The 22,809-nt window shown below is 69.6% G+C and carries 21 protein-coding genes, 1 tRNA gene and 2 pseudogenes; 10 read left to right on the plus strand and 14 right to left on the minus strand.

From position 1 onward, the window contains the following. Positions 1-6: 6 nt before the first annotated feature. On the minus strand, positions 7-2,253 hold the full coding sequence (locus tag ACRAWB_RS03675; protein ID WP_431352108.1) for a LuxR C-terminal-related transcriptional regulator: 2,247 nt from the start codon (positions 2,251-2,253) through the stop codon (positions 7-9). Between the two features lie 93 nt (positions 2,254-2,346). Here ACRAWB_RS03675 and ACRAWB_RS03680 point away from each other — a divergent pair, with 93 nt between their 5' ends. The 3 genes and pseudogenes from ACRAWB_RS03680 (at position 2,347) to ACRAWB_RS03690 (ending at position 6,630) form a co-directional block, all read left to right on the plus strand. Then, positions 2,347-3,261 (plus strand): HAD family hydrolase, encoded by a 915-nt coding sequence (locus ACRAWB_RS03680; RefSeq protein ID WP_431352109.1) that lies wholly within the window; start codon positions 2,347-2,349, stop codon positions 3,259-3,261. Positions 3,262-3,328: 67 nt separating this feature from the next. Next, entirely contained in the window at positions 3,329-5,686 is a 2,358-nt protein-coding gene (locus ACRAWB_RS03685) for an arylsulfatase (protein WP_431352110.1), read from the plus strand. A gap of 84 nt (positions 5,687-5,770) precedes the next feature. Continuing rightward, positions 5,771-6,630: pseudogene (locus ACRAWB_RS03690) on the plus strand (formylglycine-generating enzyme family protein). Positions 6,631-6,668: 38 nt separating this feature from the next. Here ACRAWB_RS03690 and ACRAWB_RS03695 read toward each other — a convergent pair. From ACRAWB_RS03695 to ACRAWB_RS03705, 3 genes are all read right to left on the minus strand, one after another. Further along, positions 6,669-6,968, minus strand: a complete 300-nt coding sequence (locus ACRAWB_RS03695; protein ID WP_431352111.1) for a hypothetical protein — start codon at positions 6,966-6,968, stop codon at positions 6,669-6,671. 2 nt (positions 6,969-6,970) lie between these two features. Next, positions 6,971-7,717, minus strand: a complete 747-nt coding sequence (locus ACRAWB_RS03700; protein WP_431352112.1) for a hypothetical protein — start codon at positions 7,715-7,717, stop codon at positions 6,971-6,973. Positions 7,718-7,842: 125 nt separating this feature from the next. Next, positions 7,843-8,121 carry a hypothetical protein gene (locus ACRAWB_RS03705; protein ID WP_431352113.1) on the minus strand — a complete coding sequence of 93 codons (279 nt, stop codon included), beginning with the start codon at positions 8,119-8,121 and terminating at the stop codon, positions 7,843-7,845. 417 nt (positions 8,122-8,538) lie between these two features. Here ACRAWB_RS03705 and ACRAWB_RS03710 point away from each other — a divergent pair, with 417 nt between their 5' ends. Continuing rightward, positions 8,539-10,704, plus strand: a complete 2,166-nt coding sequence (locus ACRAWB_RS03710) for a hypothetical protein (RefSeq protein ID WP_431352114.1) — start codon at positions 8,539-8,541, stop codon at positions 10,702-10,704. 25 nt (positions 10,705-10,729) lie between these two features. Here the strand turns inward: ACRAWB_RS03710 and ACRAWB_RS03715 are convergent, their stop codons facing one another. After that, complete coding sequence (locus tag ACRAWB_RS03715) at positions 10,730-10,999, minus strand: hypothetical protein (RefSeq protein WP_363808303.1); 270 nt, start codon at positions 10,997-10,999, stop codon at positions 10,730-10,732. 241 nt (positions 11,000-11,240) lie between these two features. Here ACRAWB_RS03715 and ACRAWB_RS03720 point away from each other — a divergent pair, with 241 nt between their 5' ends. Further along, positions 11,241-11,639 carry a DUF7144 family membrane protein gene (locus ACRAWB_RS03720; protein ID WP_431352115.1) on the plus strand — a complete coding sequence of 133 codons (399 nt, stop codon included), beginning with the start codon at positions 11,241-11,243 and terminating at the stop codon, positions 11,637-11,639. A gap of 25 nt (positions 11,640-11,664) precedes the next feature. After that, complete coding sequence (locus tag ACRAWB_RS03725; RefSeq protein ID WP_431352116.1) at positions 11,665-11,931, plus strand: hypothetical protein; 267 nt, start codon at positions 11,665-11,667, stop codon at positions 11,929-11,931. Positions 11,932-11,950: 19 nt separating this feature from the next. On the opposite strand, the gene ACRAWB_RS03730 is transcribed toward ACRAWB_RS03725, so the two are convergent. Together ACRAWB_RS03730 and ACRAWB_RS03735 are read right to left on the minus strand one after the other, a co-directional pair. Continuing rightward, positions 11,951-12,778: an alpha/beta fold hydrolase gene (locus ACRAWB_RS03730; RefSeq protein WP_431352117.1), complete on the minus strand. Its 828-nt coding sequence runs from the start codon at positions 12,776-12,778 to the stop codon at positions 11,951-11,953. Beyond that, entirely contained in the window at positions 12,775-13,788 is a 1,014-nt protein-coding gene (locus ACRAWB_RS03735) for an adenosine deaminase (RefSeq protein ID WP_431352118.1), read from the minus strand. The genes ACRAWB_RS03730 and ACRAWB_RS03735 overlap by 4 nt, the downstream gene beginning before the upstream one ends. 80 nt (positions 13,789-13,868) lie before the next feature. On the opposite strand from ACRAWB_RS03735, the gene ACRAWB_RS03740 reads away from it, so the two are divergent. Next, a complete protein-coding gene (locus ACRAWB_RS03740; protein ID WP_431352119.1) occupies positions 13,869-14,318 on the plus strand; it encodes a DUF2809 domain-containing protein in 450 nt (149 codons plus the stop codon). On the opposite strand, the gene ACRAWB_RS03745 is transcribed toward ACRAWB_RS03740, so the two are convergent. From ACRAWB_RS03745 to ACRAWB_RS03760, 4 genes and pseudogenes are all read right to left on the minus strand, one after another. Further along, positions 14,221-15,201, minus strand: a complete 981-nt coding sequence (locus ACRAWB_RS03745; protein WP_431352120.1) for an NAD(P)H-quinone oxidoreductase — start codon at positions 15,199-15,201, stop codon at positions 14,221-14,223. The two genes, ACRAWB_RS03740 and ACRAWB_RS03745, sit on opposite strands and share 98 nt — an antisense overlap. Continuing rightward, positions 15,201-16,457, minus strand: coding sequence for an ABC transporter permease (locus ACRAWB_RS03750; protein WP_431352121.1), 1,257 nt, complete (start codon positions 16,455-16,457; stop codon positions 15,201-15,203). Before ACRAWB_RS03750 ends, ACRAWB_RS03745 begins: the two co-directional genes overlap by 1 nt. Positions 16,458-16,459: 2 nt before the next feature. Further along, positions 16,460-17,377, minus strand: a complete 918-nt coding sequence (locus tag ACRAWB_RS03755) for an ABC transporter ATP-binding protein (RefSeq protein ID WP_431352122.1) — start codon at positions 17,375-17,377, stop codon at positions 16,460-16,462. After that, positions 17,374-18,170: pseudogene (locus ACRAWB_RS03760) on the minus strand (inositol monophosphatase family protein). The gene ACRAWB_RS03755 and the pseudogene ACRAWB_RS03760 overlap by 4 nt, the downstream one beginning before the upstream one ends. A 995-nt stretch (positions 18,171-19,165) precedes the next feature. Here ACRAWB_RS03760 and ACRAWB_RS03765 point away from each other — a divergent pair. Both ACRAWB_RS03765 and ACRAWB_RS03770 read left to right on the plus strand, forming a co-directional pair. Next, positions 19,166-20,227 (plus strand): AI-2E family transporter, encoded by a 1,062-nt coding sequence (locus ACRAWB_RS03765; RefSeq protein WP_431352123.1) that lies wholly within the window; start codon positions 19,166-19,168, stop codon positions 20,225-20,227. A 77-nt stretch (positions 20,228-20,304) separates the two neighbouring features. After that, positions 20,305-20,380 (plus strand) — tRNA-Lys (locus tag ACRAWB_RS03770). Between the two features lie 74 nt (positions 20,381-20,454). Here the strand turns inward: ACRAWB_RS03770 and ACRAWB_RS03775 are convergent. Beyond that, the gene (locus tag ACRAWB_RS03775) at positions 20,455-20,952 is read right to left on the minus strand and encodes an acyltransferase family protein (RefSeq protein ID WP_431352124.1); all 498 of its coding nucleotides are present in this window, start codon (positions 20,950-20,952) and stop codon (positions 20,455-20,457) included. After that, on the minus strand, positions 20,949-21,497 hold the full coding sequence (locus tag ACRAWB_RS03780; RefSeq protein WP_431352125.1) for an acyltransferase family protein: 549 nt from the start codon (positions 21,495-21,497) through the stop codon (positions 20,949-20,951). The genes ACRAWB_RS03775 and ACRAWB_RS03780 overlap by 4 nt, the downstream gene beginning before the upstream one ends. Before the next feature lie 139 nt (positions 21,498-21,636). Between ACRAWB_RS03780 and ACRAWB_RS03785 the strand changes: the two genes are divergently transcribed. Further along, positions 21,637-21,870 carry a hypothetical protein gene (locus tag ACRAWB_RS03785; RefSeq protein WP_431352126.1) on the plus strand — a complete coding sequence of 78 codons (234 nt, stop codon included), beginning with the start codon at positions 21,637-21,639 and terminating at the stop codon, positions 21,868-21,870. A 69-nt stretch (positions 21,871-21,939) separates the two neighbouring features. On the opposite strand, the gene ACRAWB_RS03790 is transcribed toward ACRAWB_RS03785, so the two are convergent. Next, positions 21,940-22,536, minus strand: coding sequence for a TetR family transcriptional regulator (locus ACRAWB_RS03790; protein ID WP_431352127.1), 597 nt, complete (start codon positions 22,534-22,536; stop codon positions 21,940-21,942). Between the last annotated feature and the right edge of the window lie 273 nt (positions 22,537-22,809).

Here is a 22,809-nt window from a genome sequence, read left to right on the forward strand (position 1 = left end):
AGCGGGTCAGCTCTCGAGCAGCGCGAGCTGGCGCGAGCGGGCCACGGCCTCGCCGCGGCTGCGGGCGCCGAGCTTGCGGAACAGCGAGTACGCCTGCGACTTGACCGTGTTCTTCGACACGTACAGCTCGGAGGCGATCTCCGAGTAGGTGAGATGCGTCGCGAGCATGGGGAGCACCCGCAGTTCCGCGGTGGTGAGAGAGGACGCGCCGGCCACGGCTCCGGCAGGCAGGTCCGTCACGGCGCGCCGCAGCTCCTCCGCCTCGTCGACCAGCGTGCCGAGGTGCGGACGCCGGGCCAGGATCTCGTCGACCTCCGCCATCACCGTCCGGGCTCCGGCCGGGTCGCCGAGGGCGATCTGCGTCCGCACGATCGCGAGGCGCGACCGCATCGCCCGATGCGGTAATGCGAAGGTGAGGAGCGGACGCAGACGAAGCGCCACGGAGAGCTCGTCCCGCGCCCCCGCGATGTCGCCGCGGTGCTGCAACGTCCGGGCTCGCAGGGCGCTCACCAGTGCGACGGCATAGGACGCGTCGACGCCCGCCTCCCGCAGCCCGGAGCGCGCACGGTGCAGCTCGGCCTCCGCGGCGACCCAGTCATGCCGACCCAGAGCGACCGCGGCGCGCTCGCCGAGGGCGAGAGCGAGCACGTCGGCCGACTGCCGCCGCGGGTCCGTCTCGGCCGACGCCCGGAGGAAGGCGTCTGCGGAGTCCGGTTCGCCGGCGAGCGACCGCGCGGTGCCCTGCAGGAGCGGCGCGATCGGCGGCACCGCGCCGGCCTGGGCGAACAGCGCGGCGGCGTCATCGGCGTCGGACAGCATCCGGTCGATGCCGTCTGCGCACCGCATCGCGCGCAGCGTGGCGGCGAGCGCGTCGGTGTACGGATCGCCGAACGAACCGCCTGCCGTCTCTCGCCAGCGGTCGACCGCCGTAGCCCAGCGCTCGGCCGTATCCGCGTGTCCCGTGATCATGGCGAGGAAGGCGGCGTTCATCGCGTTCACCGGGCGATCTTCGATCCCGCCGCGCTGCTCCAGCCATTCGAACCAGCGCTCCAGCGTGGCCGTCCGGCCGCGCCGGTAGAGCGGACCCCACACCTGCGGCAGCAGCTCCGCCACGGCGTCCGCGTCGTCGGCGCGGATCGCGTACGCGATCGCCTCCTCCGGCTGTCCCTCCGCCCGGTACCAGTCCGCCGCACGACGTTGGAGCGCCGGCAGCAGACCCGGCTCCGCGCGGCGGAGCTCCGCCTGCATCAGGTCGCGCAGCAGGTGGTGGAAGCGGTACCAGTCGCCGCGGTGGTCCAGAGGGAGGACGAGGAGATTGGACCGGGCGACCGAGCTCAGCAGGTCGCCGGCGTGATCGAGCTCCAGCACGGCGTCGCAGAGCGGCGCGGACATCCTCTCCAGCGCCGACGCGCGGAGAAGGAAGTCCCGCTGACCGGCCGAGAGGCGGGCCAGGAACTCCGACTCGATGTAGTCGCCGATGAAGATGTCGTCGCCGCCGACGTCGGGTGCGTCGCCCGAGCCGCCGGTCTGGTGGAGGGCGAGCGACGCCAGGTAGACCCCAGCGGCCCAGCCCTCGGTCCGCAGGTACACGTCACGGATCTGCTCCGGGCTCGCGTCCACACCGGCCGCGCGCAGCAGACCTGCCGCCTCCTCCGGGGAGAGGGCGAGGTCGGCCGCGCCGAACTCGAGCAGCCGCCCCTCCGCGCGCAGCCGCGGGACGCGCACCGGAGGCGCGGAGCGGCCGGAGAGGACGAGCTGCGACCCCGCCGGGACGTTGTCCGCGAGGACCGAGAGCGCGGCGCGGCACTCGACATCGTCGATCAGGTGCAGGTCGTCGATCACCAGCACGGCGGGCTCGCGCAGGGTCGCGAACGCAGAGGCCACCCGCGGCACGATCGTCCCGAACAGCGAGCTCGCGGGCGAGCCGAGCGCGTCGAACACCCGGCGCGGCACGGGCTGGAGACGGTTCAACGCCTCCGCCGCGTAGGCCAGCAGCACCGTGGGGTCGTTGTCCTTCTCGTCCACCGACACCCAGGCGAACGGACGGCTGTCCGCTCGCGCCCACTGCGCCAGGAAGGTCGTCTTCCCGTATCCGGCGGGGGCGACGACGGACACGATGGGGACGTCGCTGTGCTGCGCTACGTGCTCCAGCAGCGCAGCGCGGCCGACGATGCCGGTGCGCATCGGCGGTGCGGCGAGTTTCGAGGCGACGACGTCGAGCGCTGGCGTCTCGTCACCAAGCTTCCCCCTCATCGCCGGTCATCGTGCCACACCGGGATCGCCGTGAGAACGCAGGATTCGCACGCGGTCTATCCGCTGCCCGCCGCGCGCAATAGGGTCGGCCGCATGGACGACCTGCCATCCTGGCGACCAGGGGCGACGCGGGACGCGATCACCGCCTTCGTGGAGGCGGTCTCGGGCGGTCCGGACGCGATCCCGGTAGAGGACCGCGTCGCGGTGTTCGACAACGACGGAACGCTGTGGACCGAGAAGCCGATGCCCACCCAGCTGCATTACCTGGTGCGCGAGTGGGCCGCCGCGACCGACCCGGCGCTCGCCGCCCAGGAGCCCTACCGTTCGGTCCGGACCGGTGACTATGGGTGGCTGGGCCGTGCACTCGAGAAGCACTACGCCGGCGACGACACCGACCTGCGGGTCGCGATCGCCGCGGTGGTGCGCTCGACCGCGGGCGTGAGCGTGGACGACTACGCGGCGTCGGTGGCGCGGTTCTACCGTGAGGTCGACCACCTCACGCTGCACCGCCCCTATGCCGAGGCGGTCTACCGGCCGATGGTCGAGCTGCTGCGCTACCTCGCCGCTCACGGCTTCGCGTGCTACATCGTCTCCGGCGGCGATCGGGACTTCATGCGGCCGATCAGCGAGCCCTTCTACGGGGTGCCGCCGGAGCGGGTGATCGGCTCGGCGGTCGGTCTCACGTTCGACGAGGCGACGGACGACGTCCGCTACGGCACCGCGATGGACTTCTTCGACGACGGGCCGCAGAAGCCGGTGCGGATCTGGACACGGGTGGGGCGCCGTCCGGTGCTCGCGGCGGGCAACTCGAACGGCGACCTTCCCATGCTGCGCTACCCGCGGAGGCACCCGCGCTGGCTCAGCCTCCTCATCCACCATGACGACGGCGAGCGGGGCGACACCGCCTACGACGCCGGCGCTGAGCAGGCGCTTGCCGGTGCCGGCGCCGACGGGCTCACCGTCGTCAGTGTGCGCGACGACTGGGACACCGTCTTCGTCACGAGCTGACTATCCACGCCGTCCGGGCCGACGTTATGGTGCGACCGCACACCATCCCTCGACGACGGGAGACGCCATGGCCACGCCGTTCAGCGGTCGCATCGAACTCGACATCCGCGACTCCGTTCCCGACTGGACACCGTTCGAGCCCCCGAAAGCGCCGGACGGCGCGCCCAACGTCCTTCTGATCACGCTGGACGACGTGGGCTTCTCGGCGATGAGCTGCTACGGCGGTCCCGTCCCCACCCCGAACATCGACCGCATCGCCGACTCCGGTGTGCGGTTCACGCAGTGGCACACGACGGCGCTCTGCTCGCCGAGCCGCGCGGCCCTGCTCACCGGCCGCAGCCACACCCGCAACTCGATGGCGTGCATCACCGAGGCGGCGACCGGCTTCCCGAACGCGAGCGGCACCATCCCACCCGAGAACGGGTTCATCTCGCAGATCCTCAACGAGGCGGGATGGAACACCTACGCCATCGGGAAGTGGCACATCTGCCCGTCGGACGAGATGAACGTCGCCTCCACCCGACGCAACTGGCCGACGGGACGCGGCTTCGAGCGGTACTACGGCTTCCTCGGCGCCGAGACGAACCAGTGGTATCCCGACCTCGTGTACGACAACCACCCGGTGGATCAGCCGAAGAGCCCGGAGGAGGGGTACCACCTCACCGAAGACCTCACCGACAAGGCGATCGAGTTCATCGGCGATGCGAAGGCGATCGCGCCGGACAAGCCGTTCTTCCTCTACTTCGCCCCGGGCGCGTGCCATGCGCCTCACCACGTCCCGCGCGAGTGGATCGACAGGTTCGCAGGACAGTTCGACGAGGGCTACGAGAAGATGCGGGAGAAGACGCTCGCCAGGCAGAAGGAGCTCGGCATCGTCCCGCAGGACACCGAGTTGCCGCCGATCAATCCGATCGGGACGCCGCAGACCCGCACCGGTCCGGATGACGCACCGTTCCCTCCGGTCGACTACACCAAGCCCTGGGACTCGCTCGGCGATGACGAGAAGCGGCTCTACGCGCGGATGGCCGAGGTCTACGCCGGGATGCTCGCGCACGTCGACCACCACATCGGACGCCTCCTCGACTACCTGGAGGGCTCGGGCGAGCTCGACCGGACGCTCGTCATCCTCGTCTCCGATAACGGGGCGAGCGCGGAGGGCGGTCCGGACGGCTCGGTGAACGAGAACAAGTTCATGAACGGCATCCCGGACAGCCTGGAGGCGAACCTCAAGCAGCTGGACGACCTCGGCGGCCCGCAGACCTACAACCACTACCCGACCGGATGGGCGATGGCGTTCAACACCCCCTTCAAGATGTGGAAGCGCTACGACTACAACGGCGGGACCGCGGACCCGTGCATCTTCTCGTGGCCGAAGGTCCTCGGACACGGCGGCGAGCTGCGGGACCAGTACCACCACATCACGGACATCACCCCGACCATCCTCGAGCTGCTGGGCGTCCGATCGCCCGACCAGATCGGCGGGTACGCCCAGTCGCGGTTCGACGGCGTCAGCATGAAGTCCGCGATCGACGACGCGAAGCAGCCCACCACGCGCACGACGCAGTTCTACGCGATGCTCGGCTCCCGCTCCGTCTGGCATGACGGGTGGAAAGCGGTCTCGAGCCACCCGGTGATCAGCGGCTGGGGTCACTTCGGCGACGACACCTGGGAGCTGTACCACACGGATGTCGACCGCTCCGAGGTGCACGACCTGGCGGCCGAGGAGCCCGAGCGGCTGCGCGACCTCATCAACCTGTGGTTCTCGGAGGCCGGCGCCAATCAGGCGTTCCCGCTCGACGACCGCTCGGCGCTCGAGATCCTGCAGACGCCCAGGCCCCAGGTGGCTCCGCCGCGAGAACGGTATGTGTACCGACCCGGCGGCGCCGAGGTCCCGGAGTCGCAGGCAGTGAACATCCGCAACCGCTCCTTCTCGATCGGGGCGCTGGTCGACCTGCCCGCGGCGGGCGCCCAGGGCGTGCTCTTCGCCCACGGCTCGCGGTTCGGCGGGCACGCGCTGTACGTCAAGGACGGGCGCCTGCACTACGTCAACAACTTCGTCGGCGACCTCGAGCAGAAGGTGGACGCCACGGAAGATCTCCCGACGGGCGAAGGTCTCATCCTGTCCGCCTCGTTCGAGAAGGACGGGCAGAAGGCGCCCGGGGTGGCGGAGGGAGTGCTGAGTCTCTACTACGGCGACAAGAAGGTGGGGGAGGGACGCATCCAGACCCAGCCCGGCTCCTTCAGCATCGGCGGGGAGGGGCTGTGCGCAGGATACGACGGCGGGGAACCGGTGACGTCCGACTACCCGGGCCGGCACCCGTACACGTTCACCGGCGGGACGCTGCACCGGGTCGTCGTCGACGTCAGCGGCAAGCCGTACGTCGACCTCGAGCGCGAGGCCGTCGCCATGATGTCGCGGGAGTGACGGATGACTCGTCCGGCGCGGGTGGCAGGCGCTACGGTGTCGCCCATGGAGGAGATGGTGCTCATCCCGGGCGGATCGTTCGCCATGGGGTCCGCGGAGTTCTACCCGGAGGAGCAGCCGGTGCACCGGCGCGTGGTCGCAGCGTTCCGGCTCGACCGGTACGAGGTGACGAACGCCGATTTCGCAGCCTTCGTGCAGGCGACCGGGTATGTGACGGTGGCGGAGCGTCCGCTCGACGCGGCGGACTTCCCCGACCTGAGCGATGAGGACCGCGAGCCCGGCGCGATGGTGTTCACCGCCACCCGGGGCCCGGTGGACCTGCGCGATTGGCGGCAGTGGTGGCGGTGGGAGCCCGGAGCGTCCTGGCGGCACCCCGAGGGCGTGGACAGCGTCATCGACGACCGGATGGATCGCCCGGTCGTGCAGGTCGCCTACGAGGACGCGACCGCGTACGCCGCCTGGGCGGGCAAGCGACTGCCCACCGAGGCCGAGTACGAGTACGCGGCGCGCGGCGGCGTCGACGGCGCCCGTTTCGCGTGGGGGAGGAGCCCTATCCCGACGGCGAAGCGCGGGCCAACACCTGGCTCGGCCGCTTCCCCTACGACAACCGCGGCCGGTTCGGCGCCACCCCGGCACCGGTCGGCTCGTACCCGCCCAACGGCTATGGGCTGTACGACCTGATCGGCAACGTCTGGGAGTGGACCAGCGACTACTACGCCCCGCGACACGTCGTGCCGGGGGAGCGGCCGGTGGACGCGGGGGCCCGGCCGAGCCTGCTCTCGGCGGGGACGGTCGATCCGTCTCCGGTGCGCCGCGTGCTCAAGGGCGGGTCGTACCTGTGCAGCCCCGAGTACTGCCTGCGGTTCCGCCCGGCGGCGCGGTCGCCGCAGACGGAGGACACGGCGACCACGCACATCGGGTTCCGCTGCGCGGCGGACGCGTGAGGTGGGTGGGCTAGGACCCGGGGCGAGTCTCGGGCGGACTACCCACCCGGGGTGAGGGTCACGCTCCCAGGCCCCGAGTCGGAGACAGAGGCGGTGACGATGCCGATTGACAGCGCACTGACGATGGACAGACTGAGCACGACGATCGAGGTCGTCAGGAGCGCCACCGAACGACGTCGTTGACGGGCCAGCCGCACGGACACCCAGACCAGGAGAGCGATTGCGCCGATGAGAGCGATGGGCGAGAACACGACACAACCGCTGGCGACGACGGAGGCGACGAGCAGCCATCGGTCGGTCGCGCCCGCACGAGTGCGAGCTACTGGGGGTGCGCTCATGACTAGATGTTCTTCAGGCTCGCGCTGGCGAGCCGAGTGCCTTTGTACTGGAGCTGCTGCTGCTTGTTGGCCGAGAAGAAACTCCCCTTGAAGGCAAAAGACATCCGGTAGTTGACCGTGCACGACCCGAGACCGCCTGAGACGTAATTGCTTTGGCTCGTGCTGATACTCCAGACCCCGGCCGCACCGGTGAACCAGCCGGTGCACTCCAGGTTGCGACTGACGGCAGTCGACGTGGCTTCGAAGACGTATCGCATGGTGAACGTGCCGGTGGTGATGCCGAACAGGCTGGCGTTCACCGGGTACGTGGCGGTGTAACGAGGGTTGGATGCCACAGTCTGGACGTGGAGTCCGCCGGCAACTCGCACCGCCGCCGTCTTGGCGGAGGCCAGGGCGCTTCGCGACACGCGCTTGGCAGTGGGGGCGCTGTTGCGTGCGACCGCCGGCTCCGCCGTGGTGGCGGTCCCCGATGTCAGCGTCGGTTCACCGGCGGTGATGGTCAGCACCGACAGAGGGTCCTCCTCGATTGCGTCGACTAGTCGTTCCTGTTCAGCGTCAGACAACCGGTCGAACCGCTGGGTGAGGGCTGCGTCCGTCGTCGCGCTGACCCCCAACGCATCCACGAACTCGTCGAACACGGCCTCGGCCGAGCCGGGGGCTTCATCGGCGTTCGCCGCAACGACACCGCTTCCGAGTACGAGGGACAGTGCGATTCCACTCGTCGCGGTGACCTTCGCCAGTCGGTTCATCTGGACATCTCCTTCGATCGTTGCGCCGCCGTGTCGGCGGTAGACAGCAACGTATACGATGAGGAAATGTCTGTATTTCAGTAGGTTTCCAGGTCAGCAGGCTAGGCGCCTCCATCTACTCGCGGCTAGGACGCAGCCGCCGTCGCCGGCTCCTCCGCCTTCATCGAATCGAACGCGGACTCCAAGGCGTCCTTGGCGGCGTCCTTGTCGTCCTTCACATCGGCCGTGACCACCTTCTTCTGCGCATTGGTCAGCAGGGCACCGATGTCCAGGCCCTTCGGATCCTCCGCGACGATGATCAACCCGGCGTCGCCGGACGCCAGCAGGGAGCCCATCTGCTCGATCGTCTCCTTCGGGATGTTGCGGTGGAAGTGGCCGATGATGCCGCCCGCCCCGGCGAGCACACCGGTGGTGGTCGCGCCGCCGGCGAGGCGTGGCGATCCCGACCGGCGGGACGATGACGGTCAACGCGGCGCCGATGATCGCGCCGCCCCAGGCGAGGTGCTTGGCCGAGGAGTCGTGGCGGTCGACCTTGAGCTTGCCGTCGGCGTCCTTGTCGATCACTGCGATTGCGAGATGGTCGAGCTGGCCCTGGTGCTTCGCGCCGCGGACGACTTCGTAGTCTTCGTCGGCCGCGTCCCGGGTCGCGTAGGTGGCCACGGCGATGGTGGACGGTTTGGTGGACATGGCGGTTCCTCCTGTCAGGTTGCGGATCACGCCACACGGTAGAAGGGGCGCTGCTCACTGCGATAGACACTGACTTTCGACCCGGTGGTGCGGCTTCTAGCGTGGTTCGCGGGACAGACGATTGCGAGGACATCATGCGCGCGAAAGGGTACCGGCGCCTGGCCGCCGTTCTCGTGGTCGCGCTGCCGTTGACGCTCGCCGCATGCAGCTCGGGAGGCGCAGCGGCGGAGGACACGGCGACGCCGGATCCGACGACGGAAGGCACCCAGACCGGTGCCTCCGCCGCCCCGCCTGCGAACACCCAATGCGCGACGCCCGACGAGAAGTCTCCGTACGACCCGGTCCCGGCGACCGCCGGATCGACCTCGGGCACGACCTGGGTGGGCGTCTTCCAGCACGTCGACGCGAGCATCAAACCGGACGGGAGCATCGACGGCACCCCCAAGGCGACGACGGTGCTCTCCGCGAGCGGCGACACCCCGGTGACGGTCGGCATCCCCCTCTCCACGCAGGACCTCAAGGCCGAGGGCGGGACGAAGAAGCCGACGGTGAAGGACGGTGTGGCCCAGATCTCCATCGATCCGCACGGCGTGACCGACCAGACGTACACCTCGAAGTACGAGTCGAAGCTCCCGGTCACGGTCAAGACCTCGTACGCGTTCAACGGCAAGACGGTCACGGCCGACCACGTCAGCCGCGACATCAAGGGCAAGGACGGCACCGTCACCGTCAGCTACACCGTCACCAACACGACGACCGCATCGACGAACGCCTGCTTCACCGGGTTCGACGGCAGTCCGCAGCAGCGCACGCTCTCGACCCCGCAGCCCATCGTCGCCTACCTGTCGCTGACCATCCCGGCGGGAACCGAGAGCTTCACCGCGCCGGGTGCTGCTCCCGCGCACAGCAAGAAGGGCGTCGACCTCTCCTGGACGCAGGCGCTGTTCCAGCCGCTCGGACCCACCACGCAGACTTTCACGCTCACCATGACCTCCAAGAAGTCGTCGGTGCCGAAAGCCGGGCTCACCCTCGCCACGCTCGACCCCACGTCGATCACCGGAAAGGCCGCCGCGACCTCAGCGCAGACGCTCGGCGCGGCGCAGGATGCGGCAGGCCAGGCCGCCGCCGCTGTGCAGAGCTCCCTCGACGCACTGCAGCAGCGCATGGCGGCCTTCGAGAACACCCGGGGAACGTCACCCTCGTCGTCGTCGCAGCAGAAGCAGCGCGGCCTGAGCGGACTGTCCCTCCCCTCGTTCGCCCAGGGCGGGGTGGCGCTTCCCGGGGTCGACCTGCCGGACATCCCGCAACCCGACCTCGGCTCGCCGGCCGTCACCGGCCCCTCGCTCGACGACCTGGCCGGCCTCCAGACGCAGTTCGCCGCGCTGCTGGCGAAGTTGGACCCGGGGCCGGTGAACGCGAAGCTGGCCGCGCTGACCGCCGCCGTCGACGCTCCGGCGCCGAACATCGCCAAAGTGCGCGACACGGCGGACGCCATGCTCGCGATCGCGGGCGCCGTGAACAGCGCGGCACACGACGCGTCCGCGAAACTGGACACGTTCGTCGCCTCGCTCCCGCCGCTCCTGCAGAAGGCGCTCGCCGTACGCTCGGCCCTCGACACCATCGAGCAGGACGTCGCCGCGCTGCAGCATCCTGCGGACGCCGCCCTCGCCAAGCTCGAGAAGGATCTCCAGGACACCAAGGCGCTCGCCGACGACGTCGACACGGCCCTGAACGATCTGCAGTCCGCCGCGACCGCGGCCCGCGATCAGGTGACCGCTCTCGCCGTGCAGACCGCGTCGATGGTGGATGCGGCGACCACCCTGAAGACGACGGTCGACGGGGAGCTCGTGGCCAAGCAGACGGCGGTCGACACGGCGCTCGCGGGCGTCTCCCAGACCATCACGACCCAGCTGCAGCAGGCGCAAGCCGCGGTCCAGTCGCTGGCCAGCTCGTTCGACCAGAAGGTGTCCCAGACGGCCACCGGCATCCAGCAGTCGCTCGCCGCAGCCGGAGCCAAGGTGAGCTCGACGCTCGACCAGGCTCGCGCTGCCGTGGGCGCGGCCGCGTCGGCAGCGGCGGAGCAGGCCGGCCAGGCCATCCAGGACGCCGAGGCGTCCGCGCAGGCCTCGGCCGCCGCCACCTCTCAGAAGGTGCAGGACGCCGTCACGAAGGCGAACGACGACTTCGCCCAGCTGCTTTGCCTGAACCAGCAGGCGCTGCTGCACCAGCTGCCCGAGGGCAGCGCGAGCGGGGTCTCGGCCCAGAACGGCCGGTTCCACTTCGAGATCAAAGGAACCTGACCCGCGGGCCGCCGCGGGCCGCCGCTCACTCGTCGGGCTTGAACCCGCTGGTGGCCTGCTCGTACGTGGTGTGCGGCCGCTTCGGGTACGACATCACGGGCGGCGGCACGTCCGTCTTCTGCAGTGCGCCGAGCACCAGCTGCTCGACCAGGTGCGCCGCCGTGGTGTTCCTGTTCCGGGCGATGCGGACCAGCGCCGCATACTCCGGCTCGCCTAGATGTATCCTCAGCGGGATTCCCCCGGGTGCCCGTCCCGGCCCGAGGGTGGTCGCCGCGATGTTCTCCGCCTCGCCCATGATCGGATTGTGCAACACCCGCACCCGCCTGCGGAAGATGGCAAAAATCATGTCTAGCCGACCCGGGGCACCCGGGTGCATCATGCGGGCGAAGGCTCAACAGGCGATGCGCTGGACCCGGGACTTTTCGGCACCCGAGTGGCACCCGGCGCGTCCAGCCGGCCGGCTCGCGGGGGTGGGCCGGCCGGCCCTCCGGCGTTCCGGCGACCGCCGGTGCGTCCCTGCGTGAAAGGCGGTTCCCATGTCTCAGGCACCATCGGCGACCGGCTGGGTCGGCTGGGCGTACTTCGCGTCCATCCTGCTCATCATCGGCGCGGCGATCGACATCTTCTACGGGATCATGGCGATCGTCGGACCGAACACCGCCTATTTCGTGAGCGGCGGCGCGGTCGCATCCTTCAACGTCGCGGCCTGGGGCTGGTGGTCGCTGATCATCGGTGTCCTGCTCCTCCTCGCCGGCATCTTCCTCATGCGCGGCGCGATGTGGGCGCGCGTGTTCGCCGTCATCATCGCCGCGGTCAACGCCGTGTCGCAGCTGATGTCGCTCCCGGCGCAGCCCTGGTGGTCGATCGTGATGGTCGCGATCGACGTGCTGGTCATCTACGCGGTCACCGTCCACGGGCGCGAACTGCGCTCCTGACATCCGGCCGTCGGGGGATGGGGAGATGAGCGAAGCGACGTTCCTCGCGCTTCTCCTCTACCCCGACGAGTCGCGGGACTCCTTCAGCGTCCGCCTACCGCTTGAGGGCGGCCGCCCGCCGGGCATCCTCCGCACGTCCGCCACGTTCGAGGGCGCGCAGGCGGTGGAGGTGTTCCGCCTCGCCGACGCCAGCTCCTGGCCCGACTGCGCGGCGTTCCTCTACGAGGAGACGCTGCCGGGGACGGTCAAGGACGGGGCGATGGTGGAGCAGGTGTCGATGCCGGACGACTGACGGTCGTACCCCGATCTTCTCACCACTGCGTCAGCGCCCAGTCCAGCGCGACACCGAACGCGGTGAGCACCGACACGTGCCCCTCGCGCGGACGGATCCACAGTTCGGCGTGGGGGAGCCGTTCGAGCATCGCCGCCGCGTGCGGTGCCGGCACGACGCGGTCGGCGCCGCCCTGGATGAGCAGCACGGGCTGGCGCACGCTGCGCAGCTCGACGCCCCAGGGGGACGTGTACGCCACGTCGTCGTCCACCTCGCCGACCGGGCCTTCGGCCGAACCCGCCTGCGCGTCGGCGCCCAAGGCGCCCCACGGTCCCTCGAGCGTTTCGAAGTCGCGCGCCGTGAACTGCTCCGGGTCCCACTCCGTGGTCTCGGCGTACGCCATCCGCGCGTCGCGGCCCGCGAGGGCGGCCTGCAGTCCGCCCGGTGAGGCCATCCCCGAGAACCAGTCCGGCGAGCCGTCGAACGGCGCGATGCCGGCCAGCGTGACGACCGCGGCCACCCGCTCCGGGGCGAGGGCTGCCAACGCCAACGCGTGCGGGCCGCCGCCGGATGCCCCGGCGGTCACCACCCGCTCGACGCCGAGGGCGTCGAGCACAGCCAGGACGTCGCCCGCCGCGTCGGCGACCGATCGGCCGGGGAGCGGATCCGATCCGGGATAGCCGGGGCGCGTGACCGAGACCACCCGCACGCCCCTGCGGTCGGCCTCGGCGGCCACGGGCTCGATCACCGCGCCGGTCTGCGGAGTCCCGTGGTGCCACACGAGCACCGGCGCGTCCGGCGTGCCGCCGGTGTCGAAGTACCGCACCGCTCGGCCATCGGCGGTGACGAGGCGCTGCGGCTCGCTCACGGCCGCCACGCCTCGAGCTCGGCGAGCAGCGCGTCCTTGCGCTCGGGCGACGCGAACGACGCCTCGATCGAGGTGCGCGCGAACCGACGTGCCTGGTCGGCGGTCAGCCCGAGCGCATCCCGCACGGCGATGAAGTTCGAGCCCGCGTAGCCGCCGAAGTAGGCGGGGTCATCGGAGTTGATCGTCACCGGCACGCCCGCCGCGTCGAGCCGGAGCAGCGGATGGTCGCGTAGGTCGGGCGTCGCCTGCAGCCGCACGTTCGACAGCGGGCACACAGTCAGCGGGATGCGCTCCCCGGCCAGGCGCGCGACCAGGTCCGGATCCTCGATCGAGCGGATGCCGTGGTCGATCCGCTCGGCGTGCAGCAGGTCCAGAGCCTCCCAGACATAGGCGGGCGGTCCCTCCTCGCCGGCGTGCGCGACCGCGTGCAGGCCCGCCTCGCGAGCGCGCGCGTACACCGCCTCGAACAGCGAGGGCGGATAGCCGACCTCGGCCGAGTCGAGACCGACGCCGACGATGCGGTCGGTTCGGGCGAGTCCGGCGGTCAGCGCCCCCTCGGCGGACGCCACCGGGGCATCGCGGAGGAAGCACAGGATGAGTGCACCGGTCATCCCGTGCTCGCGCTCGGCTTCGTCCAGGGCGTCGCCGATCCCGTCGACCACGTCGTCGAACGCCACGCCACGAGCGGTGTGCGCCTGCGGATCGAAGAAGAGCTCGACGTGCCGCACGCCCTGCGCGTGCGCGCGGCGGAGGTAGCGCCGGGTGAGCTCGGCGAAGTCCTCCCGGGTCAGCAGGACGGCCATGGTCGCGTAGTAGAGGTCGAGGAACGACTGCAGGTCGTCGAAGTCGTACTGCCCGGCGAGCTCGTCCACGTCGGCGTAGGGCAGCTCCACCCCGTTGCGCGCGGCGAGCTCGAACGCGAGGTCGGGCTCCAGCGTCCCCTCGATGTGAAGGTGCAGCTCGGCTTTGGGCAGGGCGAGCAGGGCGTCGTCGGTCAGGGCGTCCGTCATGATGACGATCCTCCCACCGACCGACGACGCTGCGCCTGCAGACGGACGCGGGTCCGCCGCATCCGCCGTAGCGTCGCCCTATGGTCCGCCGCCGCATCGTCCTCGTCCTCGCCGCCGCCGCGCTGATCGTCGCTGGCCTCGTCCTCGCACGCACCACCGACAGCGCCGGATGGACGTTCGTCGGCGACGCTCTCTACGCGGCTATGCTCTACGCCGTCGTGGGAGCGGTGCTGCCGCCAAGCGCTCCCGTCGTGGCGGCGGGAATCGCCTTCGGCGCCTCCGCCGCGGTCGAGTTCTTCCAGCTGACCGGCATCCCGGCCCAGCTCGCCACCGTCGTGCCCGGTGCGGCGCTCGTGCTCGGTACCACGTTCCAGGGCACCGACCTCGTCGCTTACGCCCTCGGCGCGGCGCTCATGGCAGCGGCCGACGCCGTCATCCGACGCGCAGCAGGATCTTCCCGCGGTGCGCCGACGACTCCATCCGCCGGTGCGCCGCCGCAGCGTCCTCCAGCGGGAACACCGAGTCGATGACGGGCCGGATGCGTCCCTCCGCGAGGAGCGGCCACACGTTCTCCCGCACGGCGGCGATGATCGCGACCCGCTCGGCGAGCGGCCGGGCGCGCAGCGTGGTGGCGAGCACGGAGGCCCGCTTGCGCATCATCAGCCCAAGGTCGATCGACGCCGGCTCGCGGTCGCGCACCGCGATCGACAGGATGCGGCCGCCGGTCGCCAGCGCCTCCAGATCGCGCGCGATGTACGCCCCGCCGACGATGTCGAGGACGACGTCCGCTCCGTGGCCGTCCGTAAACGCGTCCACCGCCTCCACGAAGTCCTGCGTGCGGTAGTTCACCGCGGCGTCCGCGCCGACTTCGCGGCAGAAGTCCGCCTTGTCGTCGCTGCCGGCCGTCGCGATGACCTGTGCGCCGCGGGCGCGGGCGAGTTGGATGGCCATGGTCCCGATGCCGCTCGAACCGCCGTGCACGAGCAGCACCTCTCCAGACGCGAGGCGGCCGAGGTCGAAGACGTTCGACCACACGGTGGCCGCGACCTCGGGGAGCCCGGCGGCCTCGACCAGGTCGACAGCGTCGGGGACCGGCAGCACCAGCCCCGCATCGACTGTCACGAACTCGGCGTACCCGCCGCCGGGGAGCAGCGCGCATACCCGGTCGCCGACGCTCCACCCTTCGACCGCATCGCCGAGCGCGTCGATCGTGCCGGAGACCTCGAGCCCCGGCCACTCCGGCGCGCCGGCCGGTGACGGGTAGTACCCGCGCCGCTGGCTCAGGTCGGCGCCGTTGAGCCCGGCTGCGGTGACGCGGATGCGCACCTCGTTCGCCGTGGGCACGGGATCCGGCCGCTCGGCGACCTCCAGCACCTCGGCCTCTCCAGGCCGCGGCACGACGACGGCGCGCATCAGGAGCGCCCCGCGCCCTGCAGCGGCCGGCTGCGGTCGGACCGCCGGCCGAGCACATCCCGCACCTTGACCTTGCTGGAGTACTCGATCGACCCGTAGCGGAACAGCCGCACCGCGATCCGCAGCACGATCACCGAGAGCACGAACAGCTCGACGATGATGATGATCGCCTGCCAGAGCGGCAGCGAGCCGAACGCGTTCAGGATGAGCGCCGTGATCGGCGCCGTGTACGGGAAGTACGCGAGCAGTTGCACGACGGGCGACTGCGGCGAGCTGATCGCGAAACCCGAGGCGTACAAGGGGATCACGACCGCGAAGACGACGACGGAGAACACCGGCGCCGCATCCTTCGCCGTCGGCATGATCGCGCCGACCGCCACGAGCGTCCCGGTGAACAGGGCGAAGCCGCCGATCAGGATGAGCGCGCCGACGATCATCTTCTGCGGGTCGAACACCAGGCCACTCAGATCGAAGTCCGGCAGCTGCAGCTGATTCCGGAAGAAGAGGTAGCCGATCAGCATCGGCAGGGCGAACACCGACAGCTGGATGATTCCGATGGCGAACAGGGAGATCACCTTGCCGAGCAGCAGGTTCGTCGGGTTGATCGTCGTCAGGATCATCTCCGTGACGCGGTTCTCCTTCTCCTCCAGCGTGGAGTTGAGCATCTGGTTGCCGAGGAAGACGATCACGATGAAGAACGCCGCCAGGAAGAGGAGCGCGGGCAGGATCGCCTCGAACCCGGGCGCCACCTTGCCGTTCAGGAACGTCGTCGTGTTCGTCTTCACGTCGCCACGCAGCACGGCGACCGTTGTCGGGTCGCCCACCTTCTTCTGGACGCTCGCCGAGAGCAGGGACGCGGCGACCGCCGAGTACTTGCTGTTCTGGAAGACCCCCGAGTCTTCGCCGTACACCCGGATGGTCTGGGTGGCGGGGTCGGCCGGGTACGCGAAGTAGGCCGGCGTCCCGCCGATCTGCACCTCTTCGACGCCCTCCGCCTGGGAGGTGATCTCGGTGCCGCCGTACGCTTTGGCGATCGCCGGATCCACGAGTCCGGAGGAGTCGGAGTACAGGAACTCGAACCGCGCGTTCTTCTGCTGGTCGGCGGTGTTCGCCGTGGACACGTTGGACGCGATGATCAGGCCGCCCAGGCCGAACACCAGGATGGGGATGATCAGCGTGATCGCCCAGAACCGGCGCTTGGTTATGGTGCGCCGGAACTCGAAGCCGATGACCGTGCCGAGGTTGTGCCGGGCCATGATCAGTCCTCCTGGCTCTGCGCGCCGTAGACCTCGACGAAGATGTCGTCGAGCGATTTGCGGGTTGGGGCGAAGCGCGTCACCCGAACGCCCGCATCCACCAGCTCCCGGAGGATGCCTGCGGTGTCCGCGTCCTCGGCGGGCTCGAGCTGGGCGTGGCCGTCGGCGTCCGACAGCACGGCGTACGACGCCGACGCGGGGATCGCCCCCTCGTGGTCGACGTGCACGATCGTCCCCCCGAACTGGTCCTGGACCTCCTCGACCGTCCCGTAGGCGCGCGCGACGCCGTCCTTGAGCAGGATGACGCGGTCGCAGAGGCGTTCGACCTCCTCCATCTGGTGGGTCACCATCATGACCGTGGAGCCGGCGCGCTTCTGGTCGTCGATGATGTCCATCAGCAGGCGCCGGTTCACCGGGTCGAAGCCCTTGGTGGGCTCGTCCAGGATGAGCAGTTCCGGGTCGTTCATGATCGTCACGCCCAGCTGCACCTTCTGCTGCTGGCCGCCGGAGAGCTTGTCGAGCCGCACCTTCTCCTTGTCGCCGATGCCGACCCGCTCCAGGTACTCGCGCGACCAGCGCCGGGCCTGCTCCGCACCGAGGCCTTTGAGCCGGCCGAAGTAGACCATCACGTCGATGACCGACTCCTTCTTGTACAGCCCGCGCTCCTCGGGGAGGTAGCCGAGCCGTTCTCCGGCCTCGGGGCTGAAGGTCTTGCCGTCGATGTGCAGGACGCCCGCGGTCGGCTGGTAGATGCCGAGCAGCGCGCGGATGGTCGTCGTCTTGCCCGAGCCGTTGCTTCCGAGGAAGCCGAACGTCTCACCGCGCTCGATGTCGAACGAGAGATCGCGGATGACCGTCGTGCGTCCGAAGTCCATGCGGAAGCCCTGGATGTGGACCAGCGGCTCGGTCCCGTCGCTCATGCCAGCGCCTCCAAAAGGGCCGCGTGGATCAGTCCGTTGGACGCCAGCGAGGAGCCGTTTCCCGGACCGGGTGTGCCCTCGACCGAGGTGAACGTCCCTCCGGCCTCTTCCACGATCGGGATGAGCGCCGCGAGGTCGTACGTCTTCACGCCGAACTCGCCGACCGCGTCCACCAGCCCGTCGGCCAGCAGCATGTACGACCACATGTCGCCGTAGGCGCGATCGCGCCAGATGCGCCGGGTGAGGGCGATGAGCCGGTCGAGGTACCCGGCCTCATCCCATTGCGCGATGCTCTGGAAGCTCAGCGACGCGTGCTCGAGGTCGGCGACGCCGGACACGCGCATGCGGCGCGGCTGGGCGTCCGGCGCGTCCGTGGTCCACGCCCCTCCGCCGGCCGCCGCCCACCAGCGGCGCCCGAGCGCGGGGAGCTCACCACGCCCACGCGCGGGACGCCGTCGACCGCGAGCGCGATGAGCGTGCCCCAGACGGGCACGCCGCGCAGGTAGTTGGCGGTGCCGTCGATCGGGTCGACGATCCACTGCCGCGCGGTGTCTCCCTCGGTTCCGTACTCCTCGCCCAGGATGCCGTCCGCCGGTCGCTCGGCCGCCAGCGCGTCCCGGATCGCCCGCTCCACCGCGAGGTCGGCCTCGGTAACGGGGGAGCGGTCGGGTTTGGTCTCGACGTGCAGGTCGCGGTCGCGGAACCGCCCGAGCGAGATGCGGTCCGCCGCGTCGGCGAGACGCAGGGCGAGGTCGAGATCGGCGGCGAGGGAGGACGCTGCGGTGTCGGTCACGCTGACGAGCCTAGCGGCGGCCTTGGCAGCCGGGCCAGCGGGGGTACCTGTGGATCCATGCGCAGGATCGTGTATGCGGGGACCGTCTTCTACACCGGTGACGAGCTGGCCGAAGCTCTGCTGGAGTACGCCCGCGCGCTCGGACGGCACGGCGTCGCGGACACCGTGTTCGTACCAGGCCGCACCATCCAGGGCGACGTGGACGAGGTGGAGGTTCTGATCGGGCCGGCGAGCCAGATCGTCAGCGAGCCGGTGGAGCTGATCGGCCCCGAGCTCCAGGATCCGGAGCTGGTCGACCGCCTTCGGGCGCTCACGGCGCAGCTTGCGCCGCGGAAGCCTCAGGCCGAGCCGGCGGGCGGAGAGGCCGGGGCGACCGGCACCGACGGCCGCCCCGACTTCGACGACCTCTGAGGCCGTCACCCGTTCAGTGCGTGCGGGCGGCGACTCCGAGGGGACGGGAGCCGTCATGGTGCCGATACGCGCCGGACGTTCATTGAGTTCGCCGTCTTCGCCGGTGACGACCAGGCCGTGGGAGCTCGCGGCCGACTCGGCCAGCCGCTCCACCCACTCCCGGTTGATCATCGGCACCCGTGAGCCGTCGAACTTGAAGTAGATCGGGATGCTCGGGTCGAGCCAGATGGCGCTGCGGCCGTCGCCGACCTCCGGTGCATCCCGCCACGACATCGCGAAGGATTCGCGGCGGCGCAGCTTGTTGACGATGACGATCTGCAGGTGCGCGAGCAACCTGTCGTCGAACTCGATGACGATCGAGTCGTACGTGAGCGTTCCCATGGGCTCTCCCCTCCCTCACGAGCACAAGCTCCGGGAGCCCGGGCGCGGTACTCATCAGTGTGATCCTTTACGCGCAGAAAAGATACGTCGGGCGAAGAGATTGCAGAAGCGCAACCATCACCCGGATGTTCGCTGAGGCGATACGCTCGCCGTAGCCCGGGGTGGGCGCGATCGGAGGGGCGATGCGATTCATCCAGAAGCCCGTGAGCACCACGCGCGGCCCTGCGCTGAGGGACCGGCCGCTGGTCTACGGCTACGTGCTCGCGCTCGGCGCGATCGGAGCGGTCGCGACGGGCTTCGTGGTCTACGGGCTGCGGTCCATCCTGTTCTCGGTGTTCTTCGCGATGTTCGCCACGGTCGGCCTGGACCCGCTCATCCGCTGGTTCCAGCGCCGTGGCATGAAGCGCGGCTGGGCGATCGTCACCGTCATCCTGCTGATCGTGGCCGTGCTCATCGCCATCATCTGGGTGATCGTGCCCCTGATCGTGCAGCAGATCGCGTTCCTGGCGGACGCCGTTCCGAAGGAGGTCGCGACACTCCGCAGCGAGGGCTGGTTCGACTCGGTCAACGCGTCGACCAACGGGCTGGCCGGCCAACTGGTCACGTGGATCTCGGACCAGGTGAAGAACCCGCAGACCTGGGCGACCATCGGCAACGGCCTGGTCGGGTTCGGGCTGTCGGTGCTGAACGCCGTCACCACCGGTTTCTTCATCGCTATCCTGACCATCTACTTCATCGCCTCCTACGACGCCACAAAGCAGGCCGCCTACCGGCTGGTGCGCCGCTCGCACCGCGCGCGCTTCGAGAACTACGCCGAGCGGATCCTCCAGAACTTCGGCAAGTATCTGAGCGGGATGGTGGTCCTCGCGTTCTGCAACTCGGTGTTCAGCCTCATCCTGCTCCTGTCGACCGGCGTGCCCGGCGCCTTCCTCATCGCGCTGGCGGCGTTCTTCATCACCCTCATCCCGCTGATCGGCACGGTGCTGACGACGGCGGTGATGTCGGTGCTCGCCTTCATCCACTCGCCGGTGAGCGGCGTGGTCGTTCTGGTGCTGATGCTGATCTACATGCAGGTGGAGGCGTACATCCTCACGCCGCGGGTCATGGGCAAGGCGGTGCAGGTGCCGGGCTCGGTGGTCCTGATCTCGGCGCTGGCCGGCTCCACCCTGTTCGGGCTGCCGGGCGCGCTGGTCGCGATCCCGATCTCGGCGGGCGTGATCCTCATCATCAAAGAGGTCGTGATGCCCCGAAAAGAGCGCGCGTGAGCCGAGCGATCCTCGATTGGCGAAGCCCCGCGATCGGATGCTAGTGTTGAGCCTCGGTTCGGGAAACCGAACCGGATGCGCCTCTAGCTCAATCGGCAGAGCAATTGACTCTTAATCAATGGGTTCAGGGTTCAAGTCCCTGGGGGCGCACCAGTGAGAAGGCCCGGTCGGATGAATCATCCGGTCGGGCCTTTTGCGTTGTGTGGGGTGGTGGAAAAGCCGCCCGCTCAGCTCACGTTGACGAGGGTGCGAGTCGGGCGCGCCAGGTTTCGCGTGCCGATCCGATCCTTGAGCTTGTTGAACGGCCGCTCGACGAGGTACTGGCTCGCAACCGCAGCCGCCAATGTCAGCGGCACGGCGACCACTGCCGAGCCACGCAGCCCGAACCCGGAGTGATGGAGCGCCTGCAGGATCGGGTAGTGCCAGAGGTAGATGGCGTAGCTGATGAGGCCGATGTAGACCACGGGCCGCACGGAGAACAGCCGGACCATGAGGCTCTGGCCGAACGCCAGGTGGAGAAGCACGAGGGGCATGAGGGCGGCGACGGCGATCTTCAGGACCACGTACGGCAGGTCCACGAAGCAGGCGAAGATGATGACCGCCGCCAGTGCGCCTCCGGCGATGTAGGCAGCGGTGCGGCTCTGCCACGGGCGTTTCTCCACCAGGAACGCCGTTGCGCATCCGATGAGGAGCGCGCCCGCTTGCGTGAGGGGGCTGAACTTCAACGCCGGCCAGGATACGAATGCGACGAGTGTGGCGGCCGCAGCTGCGAGCAGGATCGCCACGATCGCCGCGCGGGGAGCTTGGCCCACAGGAAGAGGATGAGAAGGATCGGCCAGACGAGGTAGAACTGCTCCTCCATGGCGAGGGACCAGGTGTGGCGTAGCGAGTGCATCGGGATCGCCGTGTGGGCCATGACGATGTTCGACACGTAGAGCAGGCTGGCGATCCACGAGGTGACCGCGTCGCGGATGCTGACGCCCAGGGTGAACCAGAGCACGGCGAACACGGCGACCATCGCGAGCAGCGCCGGGTACAGGCGCAGCATCCGCTTGAGGTAGAAGGACCCAAGTCGGATGCGTCCGGTCTTATGGTGCTGCCTGAGCAGGATGCGCGTGATCAGGAACCCGCTGATGACGAAGAAGATGTCGACGCCGAGGCCGCCGGGGAAGACGTTGCCGGGCAGCGCGTGCTCGATGAACACCATCGTCACGGCCAGGCCGCGCAGCCCGTCGAGCGCCGGCATGTAGGTCAGCGAGTTCGAGCGCACGCTGTGCAGCTTAGCGAGTCGGTAGACGCGCCCGTTCACCAGCGACCGACCCAAACCGCGGGAGCCTTGCATTCGGCCTCTCTTGTCTGGTCTTCAGCGGTGCCACGTTGGCGGGCGAAATGATGCAAGAGTTGTGCTCGTGACTGACGGCGACGAATTTAGGGTCCGGTACTCGACTAAAGAGAGCGTCGAATACCTGGAGGGTGTTGACGCCTTCGAATTCCGCCTGGGCTCCTTCGTCGACATACCGCGAGCCGAGGACTGGGATCGCGTGGTTCCCGAAGCCTTTCGCGGCAGGCGAGACGAGATCGTCGCCCGGTTGATGAGCGACCGCCTACTGGTGGGCACCCCCGCCCGCGACGTCTTCGCCTGAAGCATCTACTGGCCCCAACACGCCGTTACGGCTGGCCGCATAACGGCGTGTTGGGACGAGTAGTTGCGCTCAGCCCGCCCCGCCCGTCCGCAGCCCCGGCGTGATCAGTCGCCACAGGGCCTCCAGCTCGGCGTCGACCTCGTCCTCGGTGCCGGAGTCGATCGCGACGGAAAGTACGCCGAACAGACAGTTGACGATTGTCTTCGCCGCGCGCATCCGGTCGAGGGATGCGGGGGCGTCGCCGTCCTCGATCGCCTCGTCGAGGAAGGGGAGGAAGCGCTCGGCCCAGGCGTCGTAGGGGTTGAAGCCGGCCGGGACGAGGCGGAGCTCCTGGCTGAGGCGCATCGCGGCGCGGGTTCGGATGTTCGTCGCCATGGTGCGCGTCACCCGCCAGGCCAGCAGCCGCATCCCGGACAGGCCGCGGCCGCCGCGGTCGCGGACGTCCTGCACCATCGCCGGCCACGCGTCGAAACGGCCCGAGAGCACGGCGTCCGCCATGGCCTGCTTCGACTCGAAATGGAAGTAGACGGCGCCCTTCGTGAAGCCGGTCGCGGCGATGATCCGGTCGAGGCGGGCGCCGCTGAAGCCGTACCGGGCGAACTCGGTGGCGGCGGCGTCGAGCACCGCCTCCCGGGTCTCGGCAGCCTGCCGAGAGCGTTCTGCCATGGACGGACCTTCCTCGTGCGGATGTTGGCCCCCGTGTGAAGGATATCGTGACAGGTCGATTCCCTGCCCGCGCGCGGCCGGTATGCATACGATCCCAGCAGACCATATGGTCTGACACGCCTTCCAAGCCAGCTTGAAGACACGCTGCCAGCCCGCTAGGGTGGAGAACGCGCCGACAGGGATTTTGGTATGTCCCGGCGCGGTCTTCGGAGCCCGGCGCTAGGGGAGCAGTTCGCAGGCGACGGAGACTCTGGGCGAGGGCGGCGTGGGGGC

Origin of the sequence: Leifsonia poae, from assembly GCF_050632865.1 — a bacterium.
Classification (GTDB): domain Bacteria; phylum Actinomycetota; class Actinomycetes; order Actinomycetales; family Microbacteriaceae; genus Leifsonia; species Leifsonia poae_B.

Bases quoted from the DNA above. Each gene is read 5' to 3' on its own strand.
- ACRAWB_RS03675 (WP_431352108.1), bottom strand. From the start codon at position 2,253: ATGAGGGGGAAGCTTGGTGACGAGACGCCAGCGCTCGACGTCGTCGCC.
- ACRAWB_RS03680 (WP_431352109.1), top strand. From the start codon at position 2,347: ATGGACGACCTGCCATCCTGGCGACCAGGGGCGACGCGGGACGCGATC.
- ACRAWB_RS03685 (WP_431352110.1), top strand. From the start codon at position 3,329: ATGGCCACGCCGTTCAGCGGTCGCATCGAACTCGACATCCGCGACTCC.
- ACRAWB_RS03695 (WP_431352111.1), bottom strand. From the start codon at position 6,968: ATGAGCGCACCCCCAGTAGCTCGCACTCGTGCGGGCGCGACCGACCGA.
- ACRAWB_RS03700 (WP_431352112.1), bottom strand. From the start codon at position 7,717: ATGAACCGACTGGCGAAGGTCACCGCGACGAGTGGAATCGCACTGTCC.
- ACRAWB_RS03710 (WP_431352114.1), top strand. From the start codon at position 8,539: ATGCGCGCGAAAGGGTACCGGCGCCTGGCCGCCGTTCTCGTGGTCGCG.
- ACRAWB_RS03715 (WP_363808303.1), bottom strand. From the start codon at position 10,999: ATGGGCGAGGCGGAGAACATCGCGGCGACCACCCTCGGGCCGGGACGG.
- ACRAWB_RS03720 (WP_431352115.1), top strand. From the start codon at position 11,241: ATGTCTCAGGCACCATCGGCGACCGGCTGGGTCGGCTGGGCGTACTTC.
- ACRAWB_RS03725 (WP_431352116.1), top strand. From the start codon at position 11,665: ATGAGCGAAGCGACGTTCCTCGCGCTTCTCCTCTACCCCGACGAGTCG.
- ACRAWB_RS03735 (WP_431352118.1), bottom strand. From the start codon at position 13,788: ATGACGGACGCCCTGACCGACGACGCCCTGCTCGCCCTGCCCAAAGCC.
- ACRAWB_RS03740 (WP_431352119.1), top strand. From the start codon at position 13,869: ATGGTCCGCCGCCGCATCGTCCTCGTCCTCGCCGCCGCCGCGCTGATC.
- ACRAWB_RS03745 (WP_431352120.1), bottom strand. From the start codon at position 15,201: ATGCGCGCCGTCGTCGTGCCGCGGCCTGGAGAGGCCGAGGTGCTGGAG.
- ACRAWB_RS03750 (WP_431352121.1), bottom strand. From the start codon at position 16,457: ATGGCCCGGCACAACCTCGGCACGGTCATCGGCTTCGAGTTCCGGCGC.
- ACRAWB_RS03755 (WP_431352122.1), bottom strand. From the start codon at position 17,377: ATGAGCGACGGGACCGAGCCGCTGGTCCACATCCAGGGCTTCCGCATG.
- ACRAWB_RS03790 (WP_431352127.1), bottom strand. From the start codon at position 22,536: ATGGCAGAACGCTCTCGGCAGGCTGCCGAGACCCGGGAGGCGGTGCTC.